Annotated in this window: 16 protein-coding genes; 4 read left to right on the top strand and 12 right to left on the bottom strand. The window is 34.1% G+C overall.

Annotated features, from left to right (window positions below; all coding sequences use genetic code 11):
- Positions 1–220: 220 nt before the first annotated feature.
- The 5 genes from AC59HZ_RS30825 to AC59HZ_RS30845 form a co-directional block, all read right to left on the bottom strand.
- Positions 221–409, bottom strand: coding sequence for a hypothetical protein (locus tag AC59HZ_RS30825; protein WP_496549518.1), 189 nt, complete (start codon positions 407–409; stop codon positions 221–223).
- 180 nt (positions 410–589) lie between these two features.
- Positions 590–1,315: a nucleotidyltransferase domain-containing protein gene (locus AC59HZ_RS30830; protein ID WP_496549532.1), complete on the bottom strand. Its 726-nt coding sequence runs from the start codon at positions 1,313–1,315 to the stop codon at positions 590–592.
- A 155-nt stretch (positions 1,316–1,470) separates the two neighbouring features.
- Positions 1,471–1,659 carry a hypothetical protein gene (locus tag AC59HZ_RS30835; RefSeq protein WP_496549519.1) on the bottom strand — a complete coding sequence of 63 codons (189 nt, stop codon included), beginning with the start codon at positions 1,657–1,659 and terminating at the stop codon, positions 1,471–1,473.
- A 343-nt stretch (positions 1,660–2,002) separates the two neighbouring features.
- Positions 2,003–2,548, bottom strand: coding sequence for a DUF1003 domain-containing protein (locus tag AC59HZ_RS30840; RefSeq protein WP_496549520.1), 546 nt, complete (start codon positions 2,546–2,548; stop codon positions 2,003–2,005).
- 526 nt (positions 2,549–3,074) lie between these two features.
- Positions 3,075–3,914, bottom strand: coding sequence for a DUF2935 domain-containing protein (locus AC59HZ_RS30845; RefSeq protein WP_496549521.1), 840 nt, complete (start codon positions 3,912–3,914; stop codon positions 3,075–3,077).
- Positions 3,915–4,632: 718 nt separating this feature from the next.
- Between AC59HZ_RS30845 and AC59HZ_RS30850 the strand changes: the two genes are divergently transcribed.
- Positions 4,633–4,767, top strand: coding sequence for a YjcZ family sporulation protein (locus AC59HZ_RS30850; RefSeq protein ID WP_496549522.1), 135 nt, complete (start codon positions 4,633–4,635; stop codon positions 4,765–4,767).
- A 52-nt stretch (positions 4,768–4,819) separates the two neighbouring features.
- The gene (locus tag AC59HZ_RS30855) at positions 4,820–4,906 is read left to right on the top strand and encodes a YjcZ family sporulation protein (RefSeq protein ID WP_496549533.1); all 87 of its coding nucleotides are present in this window, start codon (positions 4,820–4,822) and stop codon (positions 4,904–4,906) included.
- Between the two features lie 283 nt (positions 4,907–5,189).
- Here AC59HZ_RS30855 and AC59HZ_RS30860 read toward each other — a convergent pair whose 3' ends face one another.
- From AC59HZ_RS30860 to AC59HZ_RS30885, 6 genes are all read right to left on the bottom strand, one after another.
- Entirely contained in the window at positions 5,190–5,756 is a 567-nt protein-coding gene (locus AC59HZ_RS30860) for an MOSC domain-containing protein (RefSeq protein ID WP_496549523.1), read from the bottom strand.
- Between the two features lie 173 nt (positions 5,757–5,929).
- Positions 5,930–6,124: a DUF6980 family protein gene (locus AC59HZ_RS30865; protein ID WP_496549524.1), complete on the bottom strand. Its 195-nt coding sequence runs from the start codon at positions 6,122–6,124 to the stop codon at positions 5,930–5,932.
- Between the two features lie 883 nt (positions 6,125–7,007).
- The gene (locus AC59HZ_RS30870; protein ID WP_496549525.1) at positions 7,008–7,334 is read right to left on the bottom strand and encodes a maltose acetyltransferase domain-containing protein; all 327 of its coding nucleotides are present in this window, start codon (positions 7,332–7,334) and stop codon (positions 7,008–7,010) included.
- Positions 7,335–7,521: 187 nt separating this feature from the next.
- Positions 7,522–7,977, bottom strand: coding sequence for an NUDIX hydrolase (locus tag AC59HZ_RS30875; RefSeq protein WP_496549526.1), 456 nt, complete (start codon positions 7,975–7,977; stop codon positions 7,522–7,524).
- Between the two features lie 392 nt (positions 7,978–8,369).
- Complete coding sequence (locus AC59HZ_RS30880; protein ID WP_496549527.1) at positions 8,370–9,173, bottom strand: extracellular solute-binding protein; 804 nt, start codon at positions 9,171–9,173, stop codon at positions 8,370–8,372.
- A gap of 203 nt (positions 9,174–9,376) precedes the next feature.
- Entirely contained in the window at positions 9,377–9,526 is a 150-nt protein-coding gene (locus tag AC59HZ_RS30885) for a DUF3658 domain-containing protein (RefSeq protein ID WP_496549528.1), read from the bottom strand.
- A 151-nt stretch (positions 9,527–9,677) separates the two neighbouring features.
- On the opposite strand from AC59HZ_RS30885, the gene AC59HZ_RS30890 reads away from it, so the two are divergent.
- Positions 9,678–10,073 carry a DUF3224 domain-containing protein gene (locus tag AC59HZ_RS30890; protein WP_496549529.1) on the top strand — a complete coding sequence of 132 codons (396 nt, stop codon included), beginning with the start codon at positions 9,678–9,680 and terminating at the stop codon, positions 10,071–10,073.
- Positions 10,074–10,610: 537 nt separating this feature from the next.
- Positions 10,611–10,805 (top strand): hypothetical protein, encoded by a 195-nt coding sequence (locus AC59HZ_RS30895; RefSeq protein WP_496549530.1) that lies wholly within the window; start codon positions 10,611–10,613, stop codon positions 10,803–10,805.
- Positions 10,806–11,060: 255 nt separating this feature from the next.
- Here the strand turns inward: AC59HZ_RS30895 and AC59HZ_RS30900 are convergent, their stop codons facing one another.
- A complete protein-coding gene (locus tag AC59HZ_RS30900) occupies positions 11,061–11,270 on the bottom strand; it encodes a glycine zipper domain-containing protein (RefSeq protein WP_496549531.1) in 210 nt (69 codons plus the stop codon).
- Positions 11,271–12,541 lie beyond the last annotated feature (1,271 nt).

Raw genomic sequence — 12,541 nt, forward strand, 5'->3', positions numbered from 1 at the left:
TACACTTCTTAGAATGCAGAAAAATGTCGAAATATAAAAACTAAAAAAGACTGGCTCCTGATACCGATCTTAAATTATCTTATTGTTGTAATCCTTCAAATTAAATAACCACAAAGTAAAAAAACCACCTAAGATAAGATGGATTTCTTACTTATTTATTAAACTAACGCAACCCGATAGTTTAATATCTCTACTTAGTCCTTATCAACAGAAGAACAAATTAAATAATATCCCGATTCGTTTTTCTTCTTTTATGATTCCACTCCATAACATTTACTGCAATAAGAAAAATAAAGCCTAATGCAGATAGAGAATCAAGAATCAACCAAGGTACATCAGAAAATATAATAAGTCTGCTCATTAAGATTGGAACAAGCAAAACAGCTAAACCAATAATTTTTAACAGCATATAAGTAACCTTTGTATTCAATGTTCGCCCTAAAAAATATCCAATACCTATTAAATTCTATATAAATTAACTAAATCCTTGTTCAACTATCCTGCCCCGTTAGCACAACAAAAAAAAAGACCGCCGCAGCGATCACTTTCTTTAACTCTTGCACACGTTAGCTTAAGAAGAATACAAATATTAAAGTTTTTCTTTACCTAATGAAAACCCTTCAAATAATCGCCCACCGTATGGTTCTAAAACCTTTTCACTAAGTAGAACAACTTTGCTTTTCTCACCAGTTTTATAAAATGTATCAAAGGCTTCAACAAAATCTTCGGTAAATTTTACATCGTATTGCTTCAAAGCACGAATAATCCATTTAGAAGAGCCTATCCAACAACCATTAGTTCTTAAAACAAATTCCTGAATAAGTTCAGCTAATGAGTTCGCTATAAAAATTTCTTCTGCTCGATTTTTACAACCAATAAAATCATCAAGGGCATCAGTTAAATAATATCGTTTTGTCGTAATTATTTCTTCCGTCCATTTTTCAGGACCATACTCAATTATCTCTTTAGCTTCTTCCTTTATAGAATCTATAATTCCTTCATCTTTTATAATAATCCCTTCTACTACCATTCTTTGCATAGAAGGCTTAGCATTTTGATAATCCAAGTTGAAAAAGTGTTTATAGGAAGTTAAGTTATGAACAAAAACCTCAATTGCCCAACCAAAATCAATTAATGACTCTCTATACGCTGATTTTAAGCTTTTATCAAAAACAACAATGTCAAGGTCAGACGTATCTGTTGCCTCACCTCTTACAACACTACCAGCCAATACAGCACCTTCACAGTCAGGGAAGTATTTATAAATAAACTGTTTGGAGGCTTCAATTGGCTTTAATTTCTTAGAATCTCCCATTTGCTTCACCTAATTCTATTTGATTTTCCTAAAATATTCGCTAACTATCTTAAGTAATCCTCTTCCTTTTACCTTATTAGACTAAATTGCCCCGTTTGCTGAACAAGAAAAAGGCCGCCGCAGCGATCTCATCTTGAACTCTTGCCCCCGTTAGCTTAATTAATATTTTTATCTCCTTTTTTAATAAATAGTAAGATCACTTGTTGGATTAAAATAATGATTGCACCTAACATTAAAACTAATATCGGTCTTTCACTACTTTCAGCAAAGAAGTAAATACTGGTTATACCGATAATCAATATAATTAAACAAAAAATTGTTACTATTATTTTAGTTTTCTTCAATATTATCCCCCATTTTATTTATTATTTAAGTAGAATTTATTTTCGTATTTTCAGCTAATTAAAGTACAATATATAAAAAATTCGCCACGTTCTTCCTCTTTCCTTCTTCAACTAACTGCCTCGTTTGTTCAATAAGAAATGGCTGCCATTTTAGCAGCCATTTCTTTAAGGAAACTTAATACTACTCTTGCACCCTTTAGTTTAAGTACAATTCTTTACAATCTCTACTTTTAAAAAAACGAGTTGATAAATTACCCTTTTGTCAACTCTTGCCCCTGTTCGAGAAAACTGAAAACTAAAATGACCCCGAGAATAATCCATCCCTAAGGGTCATTTATCTTTTTCATTCATTCGATTGTTTAGAAGCTTGTAGAAGCTTCTTAATTTCCATCAGTTCGCCTTCCAATCGGTGAAGGTGTTTTTGCAAATCGTCAATCTCCTGCTCTGCTTTATAGTTAATGGCGAAGTCAATAATTGACTCGTGCTTATCCCGTGCTGCCTGCCGGTTTTGGCTCATCATAATCACAGGAGCTTGGAAGGCTGCAATAAAAGATAGGCAAAGATTCAGTAAAATAAATGGCGGTTTATCAAAATGGAATCGAGTAAATGACAAGGTGTTCCATACTATCCAAACGAACAAGAAGCTTGCAAAATATATGATAAATTTCCAGCTTCCGCCGAAGGCTGCGATTCGATCTGCCAAACGATTAGACCAGCTTGTTTTTCTTTGATATGCTTCATCTAAGTTAATTAGAATACTCTTTTCATAACTATCGACTAGCCGATCAATTCTTCGAGTATTTTCATGATTTAACTCAATATCAAAGCCCTGAATTTGGGCTGCTTCTTCACTTTGCGGTTTTTTTAAAAATATAAACCTTTTTGACATTTTAACTACCTCCTTTTTACAAGGCAGTCAGATCCAACTTTATCCCCTAGGAGAGAAGCTGAAGCCACTCTCTAATATGGTTTTTATTATTAATCCGACTGCCAATAGACTAGCTATTTCTGGCTCCGGTTCAAAGGAACTTCGACCATTCATAGAATGGCTTAACCCCCTCTCAAGAATCAATTTGTTAACTCTATATTTTATTCGTCTTTCCAGAGACTTGTCACTGCAAATGTCCAAGCTCTACCAAATAAAAATGCCCTTCAGCTCAGCTGAAAGGCATTGTCTTGTACACTTAATAAAGGAATGCAAAGGTTGGTTTAGGGATTATCCCACTACTTTTAAATTATTCTTGGGGCAGGTTGTTCGCACTCCCTTTACATTGTGACTATGATCGTCGTCTTCTGATGTATAAAAATTTTAATAATGTACATGCATTCCATTTCATAGTTCACAATCTACATACTACAACTATCATACTTAATTTACCAACATGCACATTTTTTAACTTTTGTCCTTATCTAGTTTATTGGGTACCGCCTGTAAGATGCGCATCAAACATATCAATGATTTCTAAGAACCTATCAGCTTCCCGGAAAACATGGTCTGCTAATAGAGGATGAATAATGCTCTTTATTTTACATTGTTCAATTAAATCACGGGCTGTTTTCTTGAAGTCCCTAAGAGATGCGACAGAAACCCTATTTTGATCAAGGAATTGATCTAAAAGAGGAACTGTTTGTGATTGTGGCTTCATAGATTCCAAATCCCTTGCTTGATAAAGCAATTGATCAAAATCATTGCTGAAATTCTGTGCTACGTCAACTAGTTTCCTTTCTGACGGATCAAGGAGATGACCAATAAATTTGGCATGGTCTGCCATAATCCTTAAGAAGAAGACATTTTCTTTAATAATTGCATCTGGAAGTGCTTTTAATTTTCCTTCATTTAATTCAATTAATCGTTTTCTAAAATAATTTGCTTCCCTACTTGTATGGTCAACTAATAGCGGGAAATTATTTGCCCCTGGTAATTTGCATGTGAGAATTAGTTCTAATACCTTCCGTTTAAATACGAAAATATTGGTTGCAGCTTGTTGAACCTCTGAATTAAATCTTCTTATTTGTTCTGGGTCCGTTTGATTATTAAAGGAATGTGCAGTTTGTTCGATGTGTTCAAATAATCGATAAAATTGATTCGCCTCTTGAATGAGTTGAGTATCCTCTGCTCTAAAACCTAATCGAAGAAATAGAGAATGCTCTTTCATAATCCTAGCCCAAAATCGTATTTCATTTAAGGAGCGCTCAACAAACATTCCAGATGTAACACCGGTATCAGCATGCAAAGATGTATCTTCCCCGTTCATTCCATAACCTCCCGAAATACTTCTTTTGTTCTATTCATATTTACATGGTCATTTGAATATGCCTTAAAGCTAAGCTCCGTTTTACATTTGAAAATTATGAATTAATGAGGACAATATCTTTGCTCTGCCTTTGCCTATCGTTATAAGTCTTTATTTCTCCAAATTAATCTAATGAAAATAAACTGCAACGTTAGCTCAAAAAAAGTCAAAAGTATCTCTGATCCACAACTTATGCACCCGTTACTTAAATAAGGATTGTATTTTTTCAGCAACCTCCTTTGGTTTAACATCAATGGTTGGAAGGTCATCTATATCCACCCATATAGGGATGTAAGTCCCTTTATTTTTTATCGAAAAATTCTTCACCTTGCCCAGTAACTCCATTTTTTATTCTTTTAATTAGTGCAACTTTTTTATTATCAAAAGAACAGCAGAAACTCTATCTCTCATACATTTATTCGTTTAAAAATCAGCACTTGTCCATTTCATTTCATTATCTTGTACATATATTACAAGTACACCACCAGTTAGCGAGACATATACATTACCTCTTTTATTTAAAGAAACGTTTGCCTATTAAGCAGACGTTTCTTTGCATTTATAGGCATGTCGTACATTTTGCCTTATCACTATGATGTTTGTCCAAGCAATTCTTGTCTTATGTAATAAGATACTAGCGAAAGGTTTATTTCGAACAATTTAACAGGTGGTGATTACTATGTTTGGATACGGCGGATTCGGAGGCTGCCGCGGTTTTGGCTACGGCGGTGGTTTCGGAGGAGGCAGTACATTTGTTTTAATCGTTGTACTGTTTATCCTTTTAATTATTGTTGGTACTGCTTTTGTTATTTAATAAACCAATACACGTCTAGCGGAAAAAATGATTAAGGCTGGAGGTGAAATAAATGGACGGATTAGGAAGTAGTTTTGCGTTAATCGTAGTATTGTTCATCCTTCTTATCATCGTTGGTACAGCATTTGTGTTCTACTAATAATAAGATGGATGGAGCAGGTAAAGGTCCTTTTACCGGACCTTTTTTCGATTATCAATATCAGCCTTATTTAAAGTCGATTTCCTTAGCATAGGAATATCGGCTTTTTTGATGTCGAAATTTGCATAGCGTATATTTCGAGCTTTTAATTGTTTGGACCCCCGTTAACAAGAAAAACTAACCCCGCAGCGATCACTTTTTTTAACTCTTGCACCCTATAGTTTAAGTGTATTTATTCACAATCAACATTAATTTCATAAAAGCAAATACGCACCCAGCTAGTTTAAACACGTTCAAGCCTTTTAAATGGACTATGAGGTAATTCAACTCGGATGGTATCTCCTGGTTTCACTTCTCCACTTTGCAATATAACTCCCATTATTCCTGCTTTTTTTATTAGATTTCCATCTGAATCCTTATCCAAAACAGCCTTTAAAAGACCTGGTTTAAAATTATCAATTTGAGCACAAGGATTTCGTAAGCCTGTTACTTTAATAATTGCAGACTCACCTATAGATAATATCGTGTCCGTTGGTAAATCAAGAAGATTTATTCCGACAGTTGTAATATTTTCACCCAATTGTCCAGGTTTAATATTAAAACGATCTGCTAACTCTTCGAATAACTCATTTTGAATTAAATGCACTTGTCTTAGGTTCGGTTGGTTTGGATCTTGTGCCACTCTCGAGCGGTGTTTAACCGTTGAACCAAAGTGTGCATCGCCTTCGGCCCCTAAACCCTTAACTAATTTTATAATCTCTTGATTTTCTTTACTAAACGTATGCTTCTTACTTAAACTAACCGCTATGACTGTTCCTAAAATTGAACTCTCTTTTTTTTCATCAAACATTCATTCCACACAGCCTTCCTTTTTCTAATCCCTGTTTGTTCATTTTCAATAAAGGGTTTAATTTTTACTGCTTCAACTAACCTGGCGTTAGTACAACAAGCAAAAAGGGCCACCGCACCCATCCCGCTCTTCAACTCTTGCACCCAGATAGTGAAAGAAGAAAGTATCCAAAATTATAGTTTCGCACCACACCACGGACAAAAATCTATTCCGATACTTGACGTTCCACCATCATGAATTATTAAACCATAATCCTTATCCTTTTCATCGAATATGATTATTTTGTCAGGACATTCAAATGTGTTTTTATGTATATCACACTTGAAATTTGCATGATAAGCCATATCCTCACAACAATGTTTTTTCATAATTTCATTTCTCCTTATTTAGCTAAAGCCCCCCGATAGTTGAAGAAGAACTTTAGATTCTAAATAAAGCGAATTTTACGTGAAGATTGCGTGATAACCCAAATAATCGTTAACCCAACAACGAGATACCTCATTATATTAGAAGGAACTATGAACATTTAAACACCAAATAATATAGCTGTTAAAAAGCTAGCTGTAATTTATTGTACAATCGTAAATTTATCTTGAATAAAATAAAGTGAATGGTAGTGCTAAAGTAAACATTGGAATATAAATTGTTACAAAAGATGTTTTAATGAGAGATATTGAAAACACTGCTATTATAAAACCTATTGACGTAGTGAGAGCTCTTCCTACAAATACTTTACCTAAAAAATAGCCGTATAGCAGTATAAACATATTCGTTAAACTGGCACAAATTCCCGTTATTAAAACAAATGAATGACCTATGAAGAAAAAGAGGAGGATAAATTATTTATGCTTAAATAAGTAAATAAAAATTTATCTCTAATCGGTTCTTTATGTCTCCTTGTTATCACAGTAGTGAATTTTTCGTCACATAATAACATGCTAACAGGTTCCATTAGCATGTTATTGTTTCTTTTAGTCTTAATTTTGTTTTTAGTAAGGCGGAAAGCATAAAAAGTAAAAAGCCTTAAAACGTAAAAATGTACGTTTTAAGGCTGTAAACTCTTAACCTTTCTTCATCCACTAATTGACTCATTAATTCCACTAAGTAAATAGATTATGGAAGGATGGGAGAGAAAATGAAGAAACCTGTAAAGTGGGGAGCTATTGTTGTAGGAGCAATAATCAGTGTATGGATTATATACAGCATTTTTAGTGGGTCTCATATATTAAAAAACGGTTGGTAAAGCTGCCCTCAATGGGTAGTTTTTTTTGACCTATTTTCTATCTTTGATACTACTGGGTTTAGATCTGTTTGACCGTGTTCAACATTAGGACCAATCATACAGATGTCACTAATTCTTACATCTGCCATATCTAATATACTACAGTTAAATCCAGCATAGAAGTTGTCTCCAATGTGGATGTTGTATCCTAAGTCACAGTGGAAATTATGCTCAATACTCGGATTTACTCCGACACCTCCGAATAATTCCCTTATAATTTCATCTTTTCTTTCCAAATCTTCGATTGGACAATTGTTAAACTCTTGAACAAGTTTATGGGCAATGATATTTTTCAACCTTAGCTCATCCGTACCTCGTTAGTAGTAGATTTTCTCTTTATCCTTCATATCTAGTCCCCTTTCTTGAGTTATTTATAAAATACCACATTTTCTTCAAGTAACCTGCCACGTTAGCAAAACAAGCAAAAAAGACCGCCGCAACGATCGATCTTGAACTCTTGACTCGTTTGTTGAACAAGGAATTTTACTTAATTTGTTTATGGAATATATTAATAGGATGGTAACTTTTATTAACAAGACAATTGGCTATTTGTTTTATAACGTTTGGATTGCGAAGTTCATCATCGTTAGACCTTACTAAATCACTCACCTTCACCCAGGCACTGTCTATAATTTCATCTTCTTCAAAATATATTGAACCCCCAGTAACCTGCCCTATAAAGTGAAACATAATAACTTGGTCTTGAGAGCTACTAATAAAGTTATAAATACCAGTTGTATAAGTAAGTTTCACATCAAGTCCCGTCTCTTCTTTCACTTCCCTTCTAGCTGCATAAGGGATGTCTTCTCCCATTTCAATTCGTCCACTTGGAAAATTCCATTTATTTATTACATTTTGTTTATTTTCTTTAATCATTAAAACTTCTTCCTCTTTAATTATTGAAACACTTACAACTAAAACAATCGGTTTTTCAGCCATTTTTTCTCCTCTCTAATTATTTATAATGTTCATTCCCAACTACTTTTTCGCTTCCGATTATCCATTTTCCTTCTTCAACAAACCTGCCCCGTTAGCTAAAAAAAGCCACCAAAATGGCTGCTGGAACTTTAACTCTAGCACCCGTTAGCTTAAGTGAAAAACTTCGCAATCTTTTTTTACCTTAACAAAATCTAATCGCTTAATGTGTAGGGGGATATCAAAAAGACATCTTCTTACTAAAGAAAAGCGCCCTATAATTGAATAGGGGTAAATCTTTATTATCTAACTAAAAGTAACGGTAGAAAAATCACAATTCAAAAAAAGCTGACTCCAATAACCTTCAAATCGACTTTGGACTCAGCTTTTTTATTTATTTTGATTCCTCTTAAACTCTATTTCCATCCCCATTTTTGAAAGATTTGATGAGAGGACTCAGTTTTTAAATAATCTACGAATCTTTGGGAGTCTTTTTTATTATCTGAAGTGCCTGTAAGACCAATTGGGGTTCCCCTATAAAGCTTTTCTGTATCTGGCAGTTCAACTAATTCGGTAACATCCTTAAGCCTGAAATGCCAAGATTCGTATGTAATCCACGCATCTAGCTTCGAATTGGATTTCCATAGCTCAATCGCTTCTGCGCTGGTTTTCACAGAAATATCAATATTTTGGCTAATTCCTTCTATTACTCCCTTTCTGCCCGCTAAGTCTTCCCATAAACCAAGCTGTCCAGCACCATTTACATCAACAATTTTCACACCGCTTTTCGTTAAATCATCAAGAGAATAAATCTCCTTCGGATTACCTTTACGTACCAAAATACCTGCTGCTCGAGGGTATAATTCTGTAAGTGATTTTTCATTTATCATCCCAGGATTGTTAAACATAAAGCTGCGAAGCATATACTCAGATCCTCCATAAATGATGTCTGCATCCTGTTTCGCTTTGTCAATCCAATTCGATTCAGGTCCAGCCGTCACAATAACTTTTATTCCCGTTTCAGCCATGAATTTTTCTGCAGCTTCCTTCATTGGTCCCAGTGGTCCACCTGGGCCATACACTCTGATCACTCCATCGTTCTTTGTAGATTTATATTGCTGTTGTGACTCTGATGAATGATTCATGTTCGCGTATACCGATACTCCTGCTGCCGTGAACAAGAGTAAAAAGAGTGTACCAATTAACAAAGTTTTTTTCATCCTCAATGCCTCCATTTGTTTATGTTTTCACCTAAGGAAACGAATAGAGGAATAAAATGGTTTGATAAAAAAACAAAAATTATTTTGTTTAAATGAGAATTGCTCTTAATAAATTATAAAGGCGTTGGCACTATAAGGAAAAAGCGATACCCTTGTTAAAGTATCCCGCCCGATTATGGAAGATATGAATTAATCATTACTCCTCACCGTAGTTTAACACTATAATGTCTCATTGATTTTGGTATTCCTTTTAGCTCAAGTACTCCACTATAGATTAAATGCCGAATTCTATACTCTAAAAAGAAAGCATTAATCCATTCGTTTGTCCATGATAGGACTTCTCCAATCACCATTCCAACCTTGATACTTACTTTAAGTGTAATATTTCACAAAGTTCGTAAAGAAAAATTAATAAAAACAATCCTATTCAATTATTAATAATGGTACTTTTTGGATGTTATACTTGAGGTTAATTACTATTTAATAATGAAGGGAGATTTACGTATGGAGGTAAGATTTACAGTAAGCAAATGGGATGAAAAGCCAGTAGATAACACTAGAAAAGAATTTCCTATTAATATTGCCCATGTTGAATATGATATTGAGGGTGAATTAACAGGAAAAGCTTTTGTTGAATATTTATTATTTTATATCGACTCTACTATAGATGATGGTCACTTGGCCACTTCTAAAATTTCCGGATTTCTGTATTTCGAAGGAACTTACAAGGGAAAACAGGGGACATTTACGGCTATAGAGCAAGGAATATTTGATAAAGGAAATCTAGATTCTCCAGCAACAATCATCAAAGCTACCGGTGACTTAGAAAGCTTAAAAGGGTCTTATAATTATAAGTTTACAGGCGAAACCAGTAAGATGATTCTAGACTTTAAATTCTAACAAAACAGTAAAAAGGGCATCTCTGTACTACCAGAAATGTCCTTTTCTTCAAACGAGCTTCCTCAACTTTCCTGCCCTTTAGTGCAATAAGAAAAAAATAGTTACCGCAGCAACCCAATCATTAACTCTAGCTACCCGTTAGTTTAAGTACAATTATTCACATTCACTGGACAACAATTGGGTGCTGAACACCTACATCTGTTATATAATTAGCAGTTTATTATGTAGTTGAACTTCAAATAGGTATAAAGGCTAAAGGTAAATAGAGGGATTTACTTCTCTCAATCATCTTTTATAATACATAGAAAGAGTTTGGGTAACTTGGTTAATATAGTATTTATCTTCGATATGCCCTAATCAATATTATTCGAACTAGTCATAAAATGATCGTGTAAACAATATTGCACAAAAAGTGTGGTTCTCTAAATACAATAAAGAATAGGCGTCAATAATTCGGTATGAGTGATATTGGACAGTTTAAATCACTCTTAAAATGAAAGGGATATTAGTTTGAAGGAATTTACAATTTGCTATACGTTGGATAATAATATAATCACAGAAAAAATAATAAAAGAATCAGATGTTAAAAAAGAAGATGTTGAAAAAGAAATAAATGAGAAGATGGATTGTTACAAATACCTTATCGTGAGAAATGACAAAGATTATTTTATCATTAATTCATTATCGGTTCGTTTTGTACAGATAATGAAGGAAAAGATATTAGTCAAATAAAATTTTAATAAATCGTGTACTATTAATTAAATAAGCCAAAAATTGATTTTCCTTTTTGTACTAACCTGCCCCTATAGTTGAACAAGAAAAAGGAGCTGCCGCCGCAATTCCTTCTTCAACTCAAGCACCCGTTAACTTTAAGTGAATTGATTCACAATCTTACTGGGAATTTACCTAAAAAAGCTGAATTAGCTTAATAAAAAAAGGACTCCCTTTTTGGGAATCCAATTCATTCAGTACCACTTTGGTTAAAGTCTAATCTTCTCGGTTCGTAGCACTGTCATTAGCCTCATTGGCACCTTCGCCGACTTTGTTACCCATCGCTCCTCCTGCAACAGCTCCTGCAACGGTACCAAGTGGACCAAGAACAGAACCCAAAGCAGCTCCAGCGACAGCACCGACACCAGTTCCTACCGCTTCGCCAGCATCATTATCGACACGGTTACGTTCGTTTTTATCAGCCACTCATCTCACTCCTTATTTAGAATAGGCAAGTGCTTGTCAGCACAATACCGTTACATATTTTGCCCTATAAGGACAGATTTACGCGAATTTTAAATCTGTCCTTTAAACTTTGCAATTTTCACTATCCTTCACGTTGTACAATAAGAAAAGCTGCCATAATGACAGTTAGGTCTTAAACTATAGCCCCCCGTTAACAAGGTCCATTCAATTTATTACACTATTTCGTCGAAAGGCACCACAATAGCCCGTACAAAATAAGTGACAAATGAATATAGTTTATTAATAAAGTTTTTCTCCTTGACTCTAGGTGCCCTTTTGGGTACCTGTTTCATTTTGTTTAAACAAAGTGGCATTATCTTTCTCATTAAGAATATCTTCTTCAGCATAAAAATGTTAAAATAGCCTAACTACATTTCCTCTATATCTGAATACGATATTACATATAAATTATTTGTCCATTTTCAATAGACTTCTCATCCTACCTGAGAGGTCTATGCTCATTTTTATAAGTCTTTACGAACTGTTTGACCTTTAATTATTTGCGTGGTCTTTTTCATGCGTTCTTCAACTGACCTGCCCCGTTACTTCAATAAAAAAGCCACCTAATGGCAGCTGGATCTTCAACTCTAGCACCCTATAGTTTAAGTACATTATTTCACAAACTTTTTAAGGGGTTCAAATTGAGCCTCTTAATTCACATTTTATAAAATGTTATGATAGAAATAAAGTGTTTTTAATCGCAACCTATGATTAAAGTATGATTACCAATCTCTATTTCAAAAGTGCCATCGTAATAAGTCATTTTATATTGATTTGTACTGAACTTACTTTCTGGTAGTGATATTTCTGTACTTACAATAACAAAATATTCATCCTCATTGTCACAGGATAAACTAACTGTTGCATCTAAATCAATGCTATTATTAAATTCCAGATATAAAATACTACGTTTAGGTCTATTTATATATGAACTAAATTCTTTTACAGCGTCAATTGATTTCTGGTGAAATTTACTTATTTTACTACGGTTCTTTTTTTAACTTTGATTGTTTTTTATTCCCTTTTCCCACATCATCAACCCTTTCAAAAATAAACGCCGCCGATGCGATCATTCTTGTACTCAAGCACCCGTTCGTATTATAAGGTCAGCCAGATATTTCTGGTTGACCAATTTTTATTTGGTTTTATTATTACGGTAGCCGGGGTAGAACGTAAGCACCCGTGGGAATTAGATCCCGTAAAGTAAACAGTTCGCCCCCTACTTGTAGAAA

The sequence above is a fragment of the Neobacillus sp. DZ-9 genome (genome assembly GCF_059587065.1).